The organism is Spirochaetae bacterium HGW-Spirochaetae-1 (assembly GCA_002839375.1).
In the GTDB taxonomy this organism is placed as follows: Bacteria; Spirochaetota; UBA4802; order UBA4802; family UBA5550; genus PGXY01.
In genome coordinates, this window is the sequence record PGXY01000008.1 from 123867 (window position 1) to 139869 (window position 16003).

19 protein-coding genes are annotated in these 16003 nt (G+C 49.3%); 12 read left to right on the forward strand and 7 right to left on the reverse strand.

All coding sequences use genetic code 11. From position 1 onward, the window contains the following. Nucleotides 1–13 precede the first annotated feature (13 nt). Both CVV44_16635 and CVV44_16640 read right to left on the reverse strand, forming a co-directional pair. On the reverse strand, nucleotides 14–199 hold the full coding sequence (locus CVV44_16635) for a hypothetical protein (GenBank protein ID PKL37260.1): 186 nt from the start codon (nucleotides 197–199) through the stop codon (nucleotides 14–16). A gap of 93 nt (nucleotides 200–292) precedes the next feature. Beyond that, nucleotides 293–481: a hypothetical protein gene (locus CVV44_16640; protein PKL37261.1), complete on the reverse strand. Its 189-nt coding sequence runs from the start codon at nucleotides 479–481 to the stop codon at nucleotides 293–295. 550 nt (nucleotides 482–1031) lie between these two features. Between CVV44_16640 and CVV44_16645 the strand changes: the two genes are divergently transcribed. Beyond that, nucleotides 1032–1643: a threonylcarbamoyl-AMP synthase gene (locus CVV44_16645; GenBank protein PKL37262.1), complete on the forward strand. Its 612-nt coding sequence runs from the start codon at nucleotides 1032–1034 to the stop codon at nucleotides 1641–1643. 310 nt (nucleotides 1644–1953) lie between these two features. Continuing rightward, nucleotides 1954–2250 (forward strand): hypothetical protein, encoded by a 297-nt coding sequence (locus CVV44_16650; GenBank protein PKL37263.1) that lies wholly within the window; start codon nucleotides 1954–1956, stop codon nucleotides 2248–2250. On the opposite strand, the gene CVV44_16655 is transcribed toward CVV44_16650, so the two are convergent. From CVV44_16655 to CVV44_16675, 5 genes are read right to left on the reverse strand one after another with little or no spacing between them, the layout of a single operon-like run. Then, complete coding sequence (locus tag CVV44_16655; GenBank protein PKL37264.1) at nucleotides 2251–2826, reverse strand: hypothetical protein; 576 nt, start codon at nucleotides 2824–2826, stop codon at nucleotides 2251–2253. 38 nt (nucleotides 2827–2864) lie between these two features. After that, the gene (gene glpC / locus CVV44_16660; protein PKL37265.1) at nucleotides 2865–4061 is read right to left on the reverse strand and encodes an anaerobic glycerol-3-phosphate dehydrogenase subunit C; all 1197 of its coding nucleotides are present in this window, start codon (nucleotides 4059–4061) and stop codon (nucleotides 2865–2867) included. A gap of 46 nt (nucleotides 4062–4107) precedes the next feature. Beyond that, nucleotides 4108–5400 (reverse strand): hypothetical protein, encoded by a 1293-nt coding sequence (locus tag CVV44_16665; GenBank protein PKL37266.1) that lies wholly within the window; start codon nucleotides 5398–5400, stop codon nucleotides 4108–4110. After that, on the reverse strand, nucleotides 5397–7076 hold the full coding sequence (locus tag CVV44_16670) for an anaerobic glycerol-3-phosphate dehydrogenase subunit A (GenBank protein ID PKL37267.1): 1680 nt from the start codon (nucleotides 7074–7076) through the stop codon (nucleotides 5397–5399). Before CVV44_16670 ends, CVV44_16665 begins: the two co-directional genes overlap by 4 nt. A 13-nt stretch (nucleotides 7077–7089) precedes the next feature. Then, complete coding sequence (locus CVV44_16675; protein PKL37268.1) at nucleotides 7090–7281, reverse strand: hypothetical protein; 192 nt, start codon at nucleotides 7279–7281, stop codon at nucleotides 7090–7092. Between the two features lie 224 nt (nucleotides 7282–7505). Between CVV44_16675 and dxs the strand changes: the two genes are divergently transcribed. The 10 genes from dxs (at nucleotide 7506) to CVV44_16725 (ending at nucleotide 15949) form a co-directional block, all read left to right on the forward strand. Further along, nucleotides 7506–9380 carry a 1-deoxy-D-xylulose-5-phosphate synthase gene (gene dxs, locus CVV44_16680; protein ID PKL37374.1) on the forward strand — a complete coding sequence of 625 codons (1875 nt, stop codon included), beginning with the start codon at nucleotides 7506–7508 and terminating at the stop codon, nucleotides 9378–9380. A 14-nt stretch (nucleotides 9381–9394) separates the two neighbouring features. Continuing rightward, nucleotides 9395–10225, forward strand: a complete 831-nt coding sequence (locus tag CVV44_16685) for a TlyA family rRNA (cytidine-2'-O)-methyltransferase (GenBank protein ID PKL37269.1) — start codon at nucleotides 9395–9397, stop codon at nucleotides 10223–10225. Between the two features lie 160 nt (nucleotides 10226–10385). After that, nucleotides 10386–10778, forward strand: a complete 393-nt coding sequence (locus CVV44_16690) for a hypothetical protein (GenBank protein PKL37270.1) — start codon at nucleotides 10386–10388, stop codon at nucleotides 10776–10778. Between the two features lies 1 nt (nucleotide 10779). Next, nucleotides 10780–11808 carry a hypothetical protein gene (locus tag CVV44_16695; GenBank protein ID PKL37271.1) on the forward strand — a complete coding sequence of 343 codons (1029 nt, stop codon included), beginning with the start codon at nucleotides 10780–10782 and terminating at the stop codon, nucleotides 11806–11808. A gap of 24 nt (nucleotides 11809–11832) precedes the next feature. Then, nucleotides 11833–12642 carry a dihydropteroate synthase gene (folP, locus tag CVV44_16700; GenBank protein PKL37272.1) on the forward strand — a complete coding sequence of 270 codons (810 nt, stop codon included), beginning with the start codon at nucleotides 11833–11835 and terminating at the stop codon, nucleotides 12640–12642. A 13-nt stretch (nucleotides 12643–12655) separates the two neighbouring features. Continuing rightward, nucleotides 12656–13462 carry a TIGR00159 family protein gene (locus CVV44_16705; protein PKL37273.1) on the forward strand — a complete coding sequence of 269 codons (807 nt, stop codon included), beginning with the start codon at nucleotides 12656–12658 and terminating at the stop codon, nucleotides 13460–13462. Further along, complete coding sequence (locus CVV44_16710) at nucleotides 13459–14439, forward strand: hypothetical protein (GenBank protein PKL37274.1); 981 nt, start codon at nucleotides 13459–13461, stop codon at nucleotides 14437–14439. Before CVV44_16705 ends, CVV44_16710 begins: the two co-directional genes overlap by 4 nt. 64 nt (nucleotides 14440–14503) lie before the next feature. Further along, nucleotides 14504–15247 carry a pyridoxine 5'-phosphate synthase gene (locus CVV44_16715; protein PKL37275.1) on the forward strand — a complete coding sequence of 248 codons (744 nt, stop codon included), beginning with the start codon at nucleotides 14504–14506 and terminating at the stop codon, nucleotides 15245–15247. Between the two features lie 24 nt (nucleotides 15248–15271). After that, nucleotides 15272–15478, forward strand: a complete 207-nt coding sequence (locus CVV44_16720; GenBank protein PKL37276.1) for a hypothetical protein — start codon at nucleotides 15272–15274, stop codon at nucleotides 15476–15478. Between the two features lie 90 nt (nucleotides 15479–15568). Further along, entirely contained in the window at nucleotides 15569–15949 is a 381-nt protein-coding gene (locus tag CVV44_16725) for a hypothetical protein (GenBank protein ID PKL37277.1), read from the forward strand. Nucleotides 15950–16003: the final 54 nt, after the last annotated feature.

A 16003-nucleotide genomic window follows, 5' to 3' on the forward strand; every position in this document is an offset into this window, starting at 1 on the left:
CCATTGCCGGGACTCAGGGCTTCACGCCCAGTAAATCAAGCATGAGGTCCTCCGATTCAGGGAGGCTCTCCTTTCTGCTACGCCGGGCATCCCCGGGATTTTTCTCCGGATTTCCGTCATGAACAGCGGCTGTAACGGTCAGTACCACTATATTCCTGGACGGGTCATTGCAGTAGACATAAATACTTTTATGCAACATGTTATCGCCGTGGCCTGTTTTTAGCGTAATCTCGATTTCCCCCCTGCCGCCGGCAGGGATTACACTCTCGGAAAGGAGAGTGCCGGTGCAGCCTCAACCGGCCCTGACTTTCTGTACTATCAGGGTTGCCTCTCCCGTGTTGGAAAATCCAAAGACATGGACCAGTTCGCTTTCGGGCTCAACTATGCCGAAATCATGGCTCGTCTGATCAAAATTAATTTTTGGTGTTCCTGCACAGGATACGAGAATCAATGCTGCTAAGATAAAAAAAAGTCTGTTCATCCCTGTATTACCTCTGATGCTCTATGATTTGCTGCAGCATGTTTCGCTGCAATCGGAACTGAAAGTATATTGTAATACAACAAGTCTAATACACCCTTTTAAAATCTGTCCAGACAATAATTAACCCCCATATTGAAAATATCATATTTTAACACAGGATTATAAAAAAATTACATGATCATGATTTTTTTTAATAAATGAATAAAATATATTAATGGGAATCCACTTTTGACCGATTATAGTAACGATTAATAATTATTTACACTCCTAATTATATTTACCAGGTTAAAGGCTTTTGCAGGACGCACCCCTGCAAAAGCTTTTTTTATTTGAAGAACATAAAATATTTCTCCATTCCGGGATAAAGGCTGTTCCGGCTGCGATAGATAAGGAAAAGAAATTATAAAGACGAACCCTGAAGTAGTAATTTTTTATCGGGCCGGTAACGATAATAGTAGTGAGAAGAGCCGATTTGATTTGGATGCGGGAAAATACCAAAACCGGTGATTGAATTGTGATCAATTTGACGGCACAGACAGGATCAGTAAATATGATATTCGTGATTCATGAAGTAAATCCTCAGGGGAGGCTCATAGAAAAGGCCTGTGAAATCCTTGAAGAGGGCGGGGTAATTATCTACCCCACGGACACGGTTTATGCCTATGGCTGTGATATCAAGAGCAAGCATGCCATTGAAAAGATTTATCACATAAAAAAAATTCCAAAGAAAAAACCCCTGAGCTTTATTTTTCCCGATATATCCAGTATTAACGAGTATGTGCGCAATATTTCAAATGATGCATTCAAAATAATGAAGAAGGCCTTCCCGGGGCCCTATACTTTCATTTTCCATGCTTCGAAACTGGTGCCGAGAATTGTGACAACGGAACAAAAAACGATTGGCGTAAGGATGCCTGATAATAATATTGCCCTTGAACTGGTCCGTACCCTGGGGAGACCGGTTTTGTCCACGAGTGTGAGCACCGGGACCGGGGAGTATATCGTCGATCCCCGTGACCTGGAAAAGGTTTACCGCAATGAAGTTGACCTGGTTATAGACGCGGGACCGAAGGTGTCGGACCCGTCGACGGTAGTGGATATGACCAGCGGATATCCCGTGGTCCTGAGAAAAGGCAAGGGTGAGCTCTTTTTTCTGTCATGAATGGATACGGGAATAAAAGAGGGAGGCGTACTCGCGGGTATGGCCCCCGGCGGATAAAGGACATCAAGAGTCCATTACGCGCTTTCGCCGCCCCCGAAGGGGGCTTGAATCCATTGTTCTGCGCAGCGAAGTATTTTTAAATGAATTGCCGGGCAGGTGATTCATCGACCCCTCACAGGGGTGGCGAAATAAAGTTTTTCACCGGTGAGATTGTGTTCGCCGGGGTCAAAGATCAGAAGTAGTTTTCAACACAATATTTACACAATAGAGAGAGGTTACGATGTCACCGGAAATAAGAAGTTTTTTACTCATGATGAAGGCCATTGCAATTATTCTGGCCATTGGAGCCGCTGTAGCGTTTATTTTTTATAATGTCAGGAAACGAGACCTCTTTGGCGGCTATATAGGCGGTTTAGTGGTGGGTGTTATCGGGGCGCTGGTGGGAGGTTTTCTTCTGGATTATCTCTTCTATGATATTATGGTGCAGCTTCTGGAGTTTTTTTCCCGCGGTGCGGGAGTCAATGTAATCGCCGGATTTATCGGGGCCTATGCCGCCCTCTATATCATGAACAGGCTGAATCACAACAAGGAAAGGAAGAAGTACTGATCAGTCCAGGGCCCTGCCCAGGGCTTCCATCAGTTCTGATATCTCCTTCCTGCTAAGATCGATGCCGGCGGTTCCTCCTCCCTCATGGGCCAGGGTAAGCCTGCATCCTTCATCTCCGCGTGTTACCGTGAATTTTTTTCCGCTCCCGAGGCATACCGATTCGGCCAGCCAGTCATCGGGATTGAACTGCGCCATCTGTATGAGAACTCCGAAGGCGTCCCGGGGATGTATGAAGAGTTCCTTCCACGCCGTTCCATAGGCATTATAACCGAAGTAGGGAATGTTGTTTATTTCCAGTATTTTCTTCGCCTCATCAATATCCCGCACCTGCATGGTGATATGATGAACCCCCCCCTGCCGGTCTTCCAGGAAGTTGTCAAGAAAGCTTCCTTCGCCCGTGGGCGTCAGCAGTTCCAGCCTGCTCAGGTCTCCCAGGGCGAAGTTCTGCCAGAGATATTTCATGCCACGGTCATCGGCATGGGACCCGGGGATAGCGCCCAGTATTTCTGTGAAGAAGCGGAGAGCCTTTTCATAGTCCCTGACGGCAATGGCTACGTGATCTATTCTCAGTATCATGGAAGGCGTCCTCCTGTGTGTCGGCAAGGTTTTTATCGTCAGGCCAGGGCCTGGGCCAGAAGCGTCAGGGGATGTACTACCCGGTACGGTGTGAAGTTCTCAATCTGCCACTTGCAGGTAACGCAGTCGGTGACCACTATCTCCGGATTGGCATGGTCTATCCTCCTGAAGAGGTCCGAGCCGACATCCTTCGATATCCTGAAATATTCACTTTTAAATCCGTAGGTGCCCGAAAGGCCGCAGCACTCCGAATTGAGGATGACCAGGTCAAGACCGGGAATGCGTTTCAGCACATCAATGGTATAGAGGACACCGCCCGTTCGTTCCAGGTGGCAGGGTGAGTGATAGGCGGCGCGTACATGCACCGGGTTCATCCGCGGTATATGTCCCTGTTCGAACCTGCTGCTTAGAAATTTTGTGATATATTCAATGTTGTCGTAAATGGCATCATTGTTCATTTTAAGGAAATTCCTGTACTCATATTTCAGGGCGTAGGTTCCGCTGGAACAGGTCTGAATTATTTTCTGGTTGCGTACGGAAATGGCCGCACCCAGGGAATTGATGTTAAACTGTGCATTTTTCCTGGCCCGTTTTACATCGCCGTTGGCGATGGCCGGTACACCGCAGCATTTCTGCCGGGGGACGTTTACACCGATGTTCATGGCATTGAGAACGCGGATGAGGTCTTTTCCCAGGTCATGGTCCATGTTGTTGACGCTGCAGCCGTGAAAGTATACGACCTGTTCGGGGTAGAGGCTCTGTTCCGGCGCTTCCTTTTCGAACCATTTTCTGAAGGAGCTGCTCTGGAAGCGGGGGAAGGTTCGTCCCGAGGCGATGCCCAGGATTTTATCCATGACGAACTTTACCAGTGTCAGGCTCATGAAGTAATTCACGATAACGCTGAAGGGCGACAGAAATTTACCCATGAGGTCCATGCGGCTCAGCAGAAAGTTTCTGAGATTAAAATGGTGTTTTCCGTAATTCCATTTTGCCTCCTGGATTATATCGGCTATTTTCACATCCGAGGGGCAGGCGGTTTCGCAGCGTTTGCAGTTGGTGCAGTATTTCAGTGAGGAATCAACCAGGGCAGGGTTCTTGATCCGCAGGCGTTCCGCGTCGGGACCTGACTGCTTGGGGCCCGGGAAGAGATGTGTGGCTTTTGCCACGGGACAGTAGACGGTGCAGACCGTGCATTTAATGCAGTGGTCGAAGCTTATATTCTCAAGTTTTATCATTGTCCGTAAATCCTGTTCTGCTCGTCTGCCGCGGCCCGACAGGCCGCTAGCTCCTGCATTCTTTGATTATTTTCAGCGCTGCCTGGTATCCCGTTGATATGGCCACGCCGCCGCCCGAACCCTCCCTGATGGGATTATATCCCGCCAGGAGAGCCCCGGCGCAGAAGAGGTTCTTAACCGTTTTCCCGTTTTCGTCAAGGGGGTTCAGTGATTTATTTGTCTCCACACCGTATTCAAGAAAGCGGTGGCCCTTTTTATCAAAGAAATCTTTCGAGTACCATTTATTCCGTGCTTCGGGCTTTGAGAATTTCAGGCGGAAGACCGGCTCCTCCATATGGTTGAAACCGCTCCTCAGGCCGCCGCTGAAAAAGCTGCCCGTGGAAAGAAGATATGTCCGTGCCCGATATTTTGTATCACCGTAGTTTTCCGTAAATACATGACTGACCCTGTTTTCATCGATGACGCCCGATACGACCTTGCTGCTGGCCGAGTATTCACCGCCATGGGCGGCGAAGCGGCTGCGCAGCGCAGTGTCCAGGCGCATGCCCAGCAGGGAAGGCGGCAGGGTGGGGACCTCGTAAATGATCAGGCCGGTCATCTCCTGGAGCCTCCGGTGAATGTGGGTTGAATTGGTTATCCCGATGAAGGCCGGGAGCCCCACGATCTCGGCGTTTCCGGCCTGTTTTTTTATCTCATCGGCAAGACGGGGAAGGTATTTCTCCGTTTCGAATACCCGCGCCAGGTCAATGGACCTGAACTCGTGGAGGTTTTTTTCGGTCCTGAGGTAGTGAGGCATTGTTATTTTACCGCCGATGATTTCAATGTCCCTGAACATGGGATGCTTTTTCAGGTTCTCAATTCCCAGGGCTGAGTAGTAATCCCTGAAACCATCAAACTCAAGTACGGCTATCTTGCCCTTCCGCTCAAAGGCCTCCTTGATCTTTTTGCTGAAAACGCTGGCCTGTGATAAATATGTGGGTTTGAGCGTGCCAAGGGCCGTTATATGAAAATGGTTGTTGTTGCCGTTGTTGTAAAGATTCAGGTTTTCCCGCTGGACTTCTTCTGTAAAGAAATCCATGGCCTCGTGGATGACTTTTGTTCCCGTTTTGACATAGGGATGGTCGCCGCCGCCCGATATGAAGTCTTTCAAAAATTCGAAGGGATCGGTAATGATCCTGCCCCTCTGGTTGTATCCGAAAAGGTCGATCGAGCCCGATGAGAAATGAAGCGCGCTCATACCTCCCGAGAGAATAACCGTTCTCAGTCCTTCTTTTGCGCATTTTATGCCGCAGGTGAGGCCTGCCAGTCCGCCCCCGATTATAATACAGTCATAGCTCACGGCTGTTTATTTCCCTCTTCTGTGTCTTTGTTATCATTGCTGTCGTTTTCCCCGTCTTCGGCAGTGAAATCGATGTCACCGAGACCGAAAAGGCCCTGGTAAATCCAGTATGTAAACTCCGATTCGCGGAGACCGTCGCCCCAGAGTACCGGTTTAATGCCCTTCCACCGTTCGTCGAGGAAATCTTTCAGGAGCCTGGCCGATTCCAGGGGCGATGAGCCGCCGTATTCGTGAAAGAGTCCTGCTGCGCGGTAGGCGCACAATTCTCCCTGGCATGGTCCCATGCCGATACGTGTTCTTCTTCTCAGGTCTACGATGTTCTGGACATTCAGGTTCTGCAGGGCATAGGCCACTTCACCCTCGGTAACCATTTCGCATTCACAGATCAGCCGGTAGTTTCTCCTGTCCTTCTTCAGTATGCCGTGCACCCTCTGGCCGTGGCGGTAAAGGGTCGATCCTACAACCGAGTCGGGAATGCCGGTGAAGACCTTCATGGTTTTTTTATGCTGCGCCTTTTTTTCCGAACCGGGCAGGGGAACCTTGTGGGTCGTACATTTTTTCTTAACAGACAGTTTTTTGCATACCAGGTCCGAGGCCATCTCGGCCATGAGACGGTAGGTCATGAGCTTGCCGCCGGCGATGGTGATAAATCCGTCCATGCCGTCGCGCTCCCGGTGGTCCACCAGGACAATGCCGCGGCTGATATCCCGGCCGGTAATTTCTCCCGACAGCGCCACCAGGGGGCGTACCCCACAGTAGGCGCGGAGGGACCTGGTCTTTTTGATGTTGGGAATCAGTTTTTCGCCGTCCTCGAGCAGCACGTTTATCTCGTCGTCATCGACGGTAAGTTCCTCGATCTTTGAATAGTCTATTTTTCTGGAAGTCGTCCCTATCAGCGAAACGGTGTCTCCCGGAACGACGATATCGCCGTCTGCCGGGGGGCGGCACCGGTTGACCACAACGCGGTTGGTCCGGTAGTCTATGATGAGCATGGACCCCTTGGAGGGGAACATCTTCAGTTCAATACCGGCCATGGAGCAGATTTGCTGTCCCCATACGCCCGAGGCGTTTATTATTATCTCACCGTGTATTTCACAGGGTTCGCCCCGTGTGTTCATACACCTGACTCCCGTGGCCCTGCCTCCCTGTGTAATAACGCCTGTGACGGCCGTATGGGTCAGGATTACGGCTCCCCTCTCACGGGCATCCAGCATATTCGAGGCTGAAAGGCGGAAAGGGTCGATGGTTCCGTCGGGAACCTTTATAACGGACATGGCATAGGGCGTCAGGTTCGGTTCAATTTCCAGTGCCTGGAGCGCGGTGATTTCTTCGGTCTTGATGCCGGCAAATTTACATCCCTGCAGAAGTTTGGTATGGTAGGTTGGATCATCCTCGGGAAGCGTGACAAAAAGACCGCCCGTCTCCTCGATGCAGTGCCGGGCAATGGTCTTCAGTATCTGATTTTCTTCGATGCATTCCCGGGCCGATTCCAGGTCATTTACGGCGTACCGGGCACCTGAATGCAACAGTCCGTGGTTTCTGCCCGTGGTGCCTGCGGCGATATCATCCTTTTCCACGAGAACGCACCTTATTCCTCTCATGGAAAGGTCCCTGGCTATTCCCGCTCCTGTGGCGCCTCCGCCGATTATTATGGCATCAGTTGTGTATTGTTTCATTTTTTACAATTTATCATGTATATTTCAGGTATATGTTTGCAGTGATCAGAATATCCAAATCCATGCATGTCGCCGCGAACATCATTGTCAATTCATAATTCATAAAAGTAGTATACAGTTGCCGTTTAATGTCCTCATTTTCCACACCGTGACGGAAAATGGCCTCATATTCCAATATGTAATTGTTATGGAAATGATTTGACATTTATTGTACAGTATAAAAATGAACAGTGTCAAATAATTTTCCTTTAATTAAAGTGAAGAATTTGACATAATAAGAGAACATTTTTAAAGTGATTTACTTTGCAGCTGTTTTTTTTACTATTTGATGAAAGGTTTGTACCGTACGGCGCCATGAATAAAAGGAATAATAAGAATATCACCGGTGAAAACACGCCTGGACAGCCCAGTGACACGAATCATGCCGGCATCCTGGAGAGGATAAACGGTGTGGAAGACCTGCGGAAGCTGAAGGGATCGGACCTGGATCTCCTGGCAGACGATGTGAGAAAATACATAATTGAAACAATTTCCAACACGGGAGGGCATCTTTCCTCCTCGCTTGGCGTAGTCGAACTTTCAATCGCCCTGCACTATACGTTTAATACGCCCATGGACAAGATTATCTGGGATGTGGGGCATCAGGCCTATACGCACAAGATTCTGACCGGCCGGAAGGAAGCCTTTAAAACCATAAGAAAGTTCGGGGGACTGAGCGGTTTCCCGAAGATGAGTGAATCGGATTTTGATCCCTATAATGTGGGCCACAGCAGCACAAGCCTGTCGCTGGCAATCGGCGAGGCCGTGGGCCGGGACATGAAGGGGGCCAATTACAAGGTCGTGGCCGTCATCGGTGACGGATCCATGACGGCAGGGATGGCCTTTGAGGCTCTGAACCAGATAGGCCAACTGAACAATGATATCATCATCATCCTGAACGACAATGAACATTCCATTTCAAAAAACGTCGGCGCCCTTTCCACGTATCTTACCCGCCTTATCTCCGGTACCTACTATAACCGATTCAGGCGGGCCACCATGGAGTTTGTCAGGAAAATACCCCGTATCGGCGAGCCCCTGTATGATTTTCTGTATAAGATGTTCAGCAGCTTCAAGGGACTTCTGGTTCCCGCCAATCTCTTTCGCGACCTGGGCCTCCGTTATTTTGGACCCGTTGACGGTCATAATATCAATGAGCTCTGCACTCTTTTCGAGAGGGTCAGGAAAATAAATTACGGACCGAAACTCATCCATGTCCTGACACAGAAGGGGAAGGGGTACCGTCCGGCCGAAATGGACCCTGCGCGGTTTCACGGTACAGGCCCCTTTGACAGGGCCACGGGCATCTGTCCGGGAGGCGGAGGCGGAGAGACCTATTCAGCCATTGCCGGCAAGACCATCGCAAATCTGGCCTGCAAAGATGAGAAAATCGTGGCCATCACGGCTGCCATGAAGCTGGGAACGGGCCTGAATGAGTTTGAACTGTGTGCCCCGGAACGGTTTTTTGATGTGGGCATAGCAGAACAGCATGCCGTGACCTTTGCCGGCGCCCTGGCGCGCACGGGCATGAAGCCCTTTGTGGCAATCTATTCCACTTTTCTCCAGAGAGCCGCGGACCAGCTCATCCATGACATAGGCATCATGAATCTGCCCGTGCGCTTTCTTATAGACAGGGCCGGCATTGTTGGTGACGACGGAGAAACTCATCACGGTCTTTTTGATATTGCCATCATAAAGAATATTCCCAATTTTATCTTCCTGGCCCCTTCCGACGGAGAAGAACTGAGGGACATGATACATTACGCCGCTTCCCATGATACGGGGCCCGTGGCCATCCGTTTTCCCAGGGGTAAGGCGGACTGCGGGGAATTTTCCTATGAGACGGCCCGTGATTTTCGTCCGGGACGGATAAAAAGGCTCAGCAGGGGAAAGGACTGTGCCATTTTTGCCGTGGGAGATATGGTGCATGTGGCCGGAGAAGTACGGGATATCCTGAAGAAAGAGGGCGTTGATATCTCCGTTGTGAACGTTCTTTCCATCAAACCCCTGGATATTTCGGGGATCGAACGTGTAATCGGCGAGACCCGGTGCTTCATCACCATGGAGAACGGAATCCGTTCGGGCGGTTTTGGCGAATATCTGCTTGGCGGCATAGACCGGAAGCTTTGCAGCAAATTTCTCTTTCCAGCCGCATTTCCCGATGAGTTTATCACCCATGGCTCCCTTCCGGATCTCTTTAAGCTCTATGGCCTTGACGCCCGGTCCATTGCCGGTAAAATTCTGAAGGCCTGGAAGCGGTTCTGAAAAACAACTGAATAATGAACAGAAAAAAAATCCGACTTGATGTGCACCTGGCCGAAACAGGGCTGTCCCAGTCAAGGGAAAGGGCCAAAAAGGAGATCCTGGCCGGATGGGTAAGGGTCAACGGTGAAACCGTGCGGGAGCCTTCCCGTACCGTATACGACGATGTCGTGGTCACCGTGGAGCGTCCCGGCGGTCTCTATGTGAGCAGGGGAGGGGAGAAGCTGGCCCGTGCCCTGGAGGAATTTCATATCGATGTGAAGGAACGGGTCGTTGTAGATCTGGGCGCCTCGACCGGCGGGTTTACCGATTGTCTCCTCAAGGCCGGGGCACGACGTGTTTTTGCCGTGGATGTGGGATACGGCCAGCTTGATTATTCTCTCCGTCATGACAGCAGGGTTTTTGTCATGGAGAGAACCCATGTGAAATCCCTCACGCCCGGGGTTTTTGACGAGAGGCCTGATTTTTTTACCGCCGATCTCTCCTTCATCTCCATCGTGAAAGTCATTCCCGTTGTGAAGGACGTGCTTGCCCCCATTGAGGGGATTATCCTGGTGAAACCCCAGTTCGAGGCCGAGCCGGGCGAGCACAAGAAGGGAGTGGTGAGAAAAGAGGATATCCATGAAAGAATTCTCATCCGTGTGCTTCTTTCCCTGGCCTCGCTGGGAGCAGATATCCGCGGTCTCTGCCATTCGCCGATTAAGGGACCGGCGGGGAATATAGAATTTCTGCTCCACGTTTTTATCGACGGGAACGCTCCCCTCGCCGAAGGGGATGATATGAGACTGACAGTGCTGGTTCATGAGGCCGTGACGCGGGCTCATGGCGATCTCAATCCCGCACCCTGATTTTTCCGCCATTTTTTTATATTCTTGCCCCTTTATTGGCCCGGTGAGGTAAATATGTGTTGACCATATTTTTATTATTTATAAAAATATTAATGGATTATTTATGTTCTGTGTCAATTTTACCACAGTGAGGCATTTTTAAAACAGGTAAGGTAAGGTAATGACGAAACTAAAAATAACAGTGGTAAGTATGGGCCTTGTTATGATGCTTCTGCCCTCGATGCTTTTCGCCTTCGACCCTGCTCATATAATTGCCTACCCGGTTCCTTTTAATCCCAAACAGGGTGTTAAATTTATTACTATTGAATATGATCAGTCAAAAGGAGCGGAAGTTTATGAAAAGATGGTTGTTGAGGTTTTTGATATTAACGGCGATTCAGTAAGGAAAATTGAAAAAATAGGTGCACCAACCGTAGCTGCAGTAATTTGGAATGGTCGTAATGATCGGGGCAACCTTGTAAAACCGGGATTATATATCATCAAAGTAACCGTGGAAAATGAGACTCTTGGCGAGTATGGGAAAAAACTCATCAGGGTCCTGATAAAGTACTGATATGAAAAATATTAACATAAATAAATCTCTTCTTTTCTTCCTGGTGACGATAATTGTATGTAGCGCCTCAGGGGTATTTGCCGCCGGTGCCGGCAGCAGGGCCTCTTTTACACGGGGAGGCTGGGTTGGCGCCCGTTATGTAGCCATGGGCATGACCGGCGTGGTTACCGCCGACGATGTGTATGCCCTGTACTGGAATCCCGCCGGCCTGAATGAACTCAAGGGGAAAAACAGGCTCACGGCCGATGAAGTACTGGAGAAGGCCCGCAAGGGCAATCCCGACGATATAAGTGAGAACGATCTGCTGAATTTTTCACAGGATCAGGCCCAGGATAATGTGGTTCATGTGGCTGTTTCCGGCGCCATGCTGGATGTGGAGAGAAACGCCCTTTTTTCCGGCGTGGCCTTCAATATGCTGGGGGGTATCGCCGGTATCGGGTTGTATAATATCATGTCCCTGGGAATTGAAGAGCGTGACGAAACGGGGGCTCTCCTGGGAGAGACTCATTATACGGCCGGTATGATCAACCTGTCCTATGCCCGGTCCCTGGGTGTGGCTAATTTCGGGGCCACGGTAAAGGGGCTCTATGAAAGAATTGCCGACGTGAATTACATCGGCGGCGGTGTGGATATGGGTGTTCAGGTTTTTGTGCTCCCCTTTGTAAAGGTGGGATTTGCCGTTCATGATCTGGGCACGGGGCTCATTCCAGCCGGGGATCAGGAAGGCATTGAAACCAGGTATGACCTGGCCAGCCCCATGCTGAGGCTCGGGGTTGCCGTCATCAGCGATGCCGGTCTTACCTTTGCCATCAGTCTGTCCAAGAAACTGGAGCAGGATGACTATGCCTTCAGCGGGGGAGTGCAGTATGACCTGGCTAAATATATCTCGCTGTATCTGGGCGTAAACGATTCCAACTTTGCCGCGGGGATTACTACCAGGTTTCTCAACACTACCCTGTCTTATGCGCTGACCTTTGATAATGTGGACAATGGCGTGAACAATATAGTATCGCTTTCGCTTTTATTTTAAGCTGCCCAGGAGAGCCTGTCGGGAATGGCAATGGAACGGACTTCAGTACGGATAATGGGAATACTCAATGTGACCCCCGATTCCTTTTACGACGGCGGCCGTTTTGCCGATCGGGAATCGGCCTTTCGCCGTGGACTGGAGCTGGCGGCCCAGGGCGCCGATATTATTGATATCGGCGGTGAATCCACGAGGCCCGGGTCAGAACCCGTTTCCGAACAGGAGGAAATGGACAGGGTCCTTCCCGTTATCGAGGCCGTTAAAAGGGAGATCGCGGTCCCCCTGTCAATCGATACGACGAAAGCTGGGGTTGCCGAAGAAGCACTGAAGGCCGGCGCTGAAATGATCAATGATATAAGCGGCCTTACCTTTGATGCCGAAATGGCTGCCGTGGCAGCCCGATACGGAGCCTCCCTTGTCCTGATGCACATGCAGGGGCGGCCCGGCACCATGCAGGATCATCCCCGGTATGATGATCTCGTCGGTGAGATCATGGATTTTCTCGGCGCCGCGGCACAGGCAGCCCTGGACAGGGGCGTTTCCCGGGACCGGATTATACTTGATCCGGGCATCGGATTTGGAAAGACCCTGGAGGATAATTACCGTATCATCAACCGGATTGGAGAATTTTGTACATTGGGCTATCCGGTACTGGTGGGGCTTTCCCGGAAGAGTCTTATCGGAAAACTCTATAGCGAAAATGAAGACCGGCTTCCGGCAACCATTGCCCTGAATATGACTGCGGTCCGGAACGGAGCCGATATCATCAGGGTTCATGATGTAAGGGAGCACAGGCTGGCTCTCATGAGTATTGAAAAATTAAAACAGGTATCATAATCAGATTATTATCATGACGGGATTTTTCGAAAAAATATTATACATAATTTCCAACCTGTGGGAATACCTGCGGCATTTTGTTGATATTGCCATTGTGGCCCTCATATTCTACTGGGTATATACCTTTCTCAGCAGGACAAGGGCCATACAGCTTCTTAAGGGCTTTATCGTTATATTTATTGTTGCCATTCTTTCCGGGCTACTCAGGCTTAATACCCTGGACTGGATAATCAAGAACATAACCTCGTCGTTGATTATTACCGTGGTCATACTCTTTCAGCCGGAACTCAGGCGGATTATTACGCAGTTTGGACAGCGGAACTGGATCGGTACAGATCTTGTGAAAGAGACGTTTTCTCTTGACGAGCTGGTCAATGCCCTTTTTTCCATGGCCCAGGAAAGGGTGGGCTCGCTCATCGTCATCGAGAGAAACACGGGCCTGAAGGCCTATGCCGAGTCAGGGGTCGCTGTTGATGCCAGCATCTCCGAGGAATTCATCAGGACAATATTTTTTCCTCTTACCCCGCTTCACGACGGGGCTATCATCCTTCAGGATGGCAGAATTGCGGCAGCTGCCTGTTACCTGCCTCTCAGCGATTCGAAGCAGCTGAAGAAGCAGCATGGGGCGCGGCATCGGGCCGCACTGGGAATTGCCGAGGAAACGGACGCCCTGGTGCTTGTTACCTCGGAGGAAACGGGGACCATCTCCATTATGGTAAACGGTAAAATGTATTCCCGCATCAAGGAAACGGACATTAAGAACATGATACTCTTCTATATGAATCCAAAAACCTCGTATGAGGAGTACAAGACTCAATGATGAAATTTTTTGATGATATTATCAGCAAGGGCCGCCATGGGAATATGATACCCAGGGTTATAAGCATACTTCTGGCCGTCGTTCTCTGGGCCTATGTTTCGGAAAGCAAGGTCGGTGAACTGAATTTCAAGATACCCGTTACCTATAAAAATCTTCCTGCAAATATGACTGTTTCATTCATTTCACACAAAAATGTAATCGCATCGCTTCAGGGTAAAAACGAGTATCTTAAAAGTGTTCAATTGAAAAATATACAAGCCGTGGTTGATCTGAAGAATCCTCGAGTCGGATCTCTTAAAAAATATAAAATCCAGCTTCAGAAAACTGAAATTCCCGAGGATATCACCGTTGAACTTGATTCCAAGACCGTGGAAGCCGTTGTGGAACTGCTTGTTTTTAAGAAACTCAAGGTGGTGCCCAGGATTACCGGCGAGATCGACAAAGAATATTTCGTGGGCAGTATAAAGATCGAACCTGAATATATCCTTGCCGAGGGGCCCCAGTCGGTTGTGGACAGCCTGAATTATATCAATACGGAGGATATTGATATCAGCGGACTGAAAGAAGACGTAATCCGGGATGTGGAGCTGAAAAAGGACAATTTTACGAACCTGAATTTAAGTGAAACAAATGTCAATGTTGTTGTTCCCATAACGATGTATGGAAGTCTGCACAGGCTCGATGTTCCTGTTGTGGCCAAGAATGGGGATGGGAATTTTACCTTTAAATTCGTGGAACCCGTTATAAAAATTTATTATAAATCCGTGGGAACCGCTCGCTTTGCTCCCGGGGACATTGATGTATCCGTTGATATCACTTCTCTAAAGCTGAATGTATTGATGAAGAATAGAGATAAGATGGAATTGCAGATGCCGGTTAAAATAAATGTGAAGCCGGGAATGGAAGGAAAGGGAAAGCTGGAAATAGTATCAGTTATCCCTGAAACGGTGAAACTCTCTATTGTGCGCAGGCCGTAGGCACGGCTTCCGGGACCGGAAGCGAATCACCGGCTGAATGAATTGATGCAAAGGTCAGGATGCGATGACAGGAATTAAATTATGTATAAACGTCGATCACATTGCCACGGTGAGGCAGGCAAGGGGCGGTACAGAGCCTGATCCCGTGGAAGGAGCCCGTATCTGCGAGGAAAACGGCGCTCACGGTATTACGGTTCATCTCCGTGAAGACCGAAGGCATATTCAGGATATTGATGTCATCGCCCTCCGTGATGTCGTGGTGGGAAAATTCAATCTTGAGATGGCCCTTTCCAATGATATAATCGCCGTGGCGAAACGTATCGTTCCGGCACAGATAACCCTGGTGCCGGAGAAGAGACAGGAGCTGACCACCGAAGGTGGACTGGATGTCCGGGGCAATAAAGAGAAAATACGTTCCATCGTTGAACAGTTTCATGATCTCGGTGTTGAAATATCACTCTTTGTCGAGCCCGATATTGATGTTGTGGAGATATCAAGGGAAACGGGGGCAGATTTTATAGAAATACATACAGGTTCCTACTGCGATGCCCGTGATGAGGCTGTTGTGCAGAGAGAGCTCGCGAGGATATTAAATGCCGCGGACCATGCTGCCAGGGTGGGAATCAGGGTCAATGCCGGCCATGGATTGAATTATCGCAACCTGGAGCCCGTTCTCCGCGCGGCTTCTCTGGAAGAACTCAATATCGGCCATTCCATAATATCCCGGTCGATATTTGTCGGTCTACCCACTGCAGTCCGGGAAATGATGGACGTTATTGTGGCCCATGAGGCGAAATTAAAAGTGTGACGATAATTAGGATGGTATGATTGTATGAGCTTTATTAAAATGCTGTTTCTGATGCTGTTTATTTACCTGACATATAAGCTTCTTAAGTTAGTTATGCAGATGAAGAAAAATATTGCTGCGTACCAGAAGAGGATGGAAAGCCAGCGCAGAGAAGCAATGAACAGGACTGACCGTACACGGAAGGATGAAAATGTCATCGAGCTCGATAAAAACCAGTACAAGGTTGAATAAGTGACGGTATATTCGGGATGATACTATTAAAAACGTGTATTGGTGAGTAGGACCATGACTGGTCGGTTGTTAAAATATATTATGCTGCCGATGTTTTTTCTCGGCATGATCACAAGTCTTTCCTGCGGAAGAATTGATGGTGAATTCGCTGTCAAGCGCTCCCAGGACGAGGTATATCACCGCATTACTAAACCGCTGGAATTCAGTTCCGACGAAGAGGCAAAATGGGCATTTGTAACTAAAAAAACCAGGAAACGCCGTGACCTGGGCATCGCTGTCCTTAAAAAGGAGCTTGGCTGGATTGAGGTCAAGACGTGGTCTGACTATATCGATATTGAAAAACCCGTCATCCATGGAGAAATAAGGGACTATCCACCCGGCGATTACCGCATAATGATTCTGGACTTTAAAAGAAATAACAGGATAGTGGGCACCATCGATTTCCTGGTTTATCCACTGCAAGAAGACTGATCGGCCCCGCATTTTTCACTTGACACTAATATATAACAGCAACTACAATAGTTA

Bases quoted from the DNA above. Each gene is read 5' to 3' on its own strand.
- CVV44_16635 (PKL37260.1), bottom strand. From the start codon at position 199: ATGTTGCATAAAAGTATTTATGTCTACTGCAATGACCCGTCCAGGAAT.
- CVV44_16640 (PKL37261.1), bottom strand. From the start codon at position 481: ATGAACAGACTTTTTTTTATCTTAGCAGCATTGATTCTCGTATCCTGT.
- CVV44_16645 (PKL37262.1), top strand. From the start codon at position 1,032: ATGATATTCGTGATTCATGAAGTAAATCCTCAGGGGAGGCTCATAGAA.
- CVV44_16650 (PKL37263.1), top strand. From the start codon at position 1,954: ATGATGAAGGCCATTGCAATTATTCTGGCCATTGGAGCCGCTGTAGCG.
- CVV44_16655 (PKL37264.1), bottom strand. From the start codon at position 2,826: ATGATACTGAGAATAGATCACGTAGCCATTGCCGTCAGGGACTATGAA.
- glpC (PKL37265.1), bottom strand. From the start codon at position 4,061: ATGATAAAACTTGAGAATATAAGCTTCGACCACTGCATTAAATGCACG.
- CVV44_16670 (PKL37267.1), bottom strand. From the start codon at position 7,076: ATGAAACAATACACAACTGATGCCATAATAATCGGCGGAGGCGCCACA.
- CVV44_16675 (PKL37268.1), bottom strand. From the start codon at position 7,281: ATGTCAAATCATTTCCATAACAATTACATATTGGAATATGAGGCCATT.
- CVV44_16685 (PKL37269.1), top strand. From the start codon at position 9,395: ATGAACAGAAAAAAAATCCGACTTGATGTGCACCTGGCCGAAACAGGG.
- CVV44_16690 (PKL37270.1), top strand. From the start codon at position 10,386: ATGACGAAACTAAAAATAACAGTGGTAAGTATGGGCCTTGTTATGATG.
- CVV44_16695 (PKL37271.1), top strand. From the start codon at position 10,780: ATGAAAAATATTAACATAAATAAATCTCTTCTTTTCTTCCTGGTGACG.
- folP (PKL37272.1), top strand. From the start codon at position 11,833: ATGGCAATGGAACGGACTTCAGTACGGATAATGGGAATACTCAATGTG.
- CVV44_16705 (PKL37273.1), top strand. From the start codon at position 12,656: ATGACGGGATTTTTCGAAAAAATATTATACATAATTTCCAACCTGTGG.
- CVV44_16710 (PKL37274.1), top strand. From the start codon at position 13,459: ATGATGAAATTTTTTGATGATATTATCAGCAAGGGCCGCCATGGGAAT.
- CVV44_16715 (PKL37275.1), top strand. From the start codon at position 14,504: ATGACAGGAATTAAATTATGTATAAACGTCGATCACATTGCCACGGTG.
- CVV44_16720 (PKL37276.1), top strand. From the start codon at position 15,272: ATGAGCTTTATTAAAATGCTGTTTCTGATGCTGTTTATTTACCTGACA.
- CVV44_16725 (PKL37277.1), top strand. From the start codon at position 15,569: ATGTTTTTTCTCGGCATGATCACAAGTCTTTCCTGCGGAAGAATTGAT.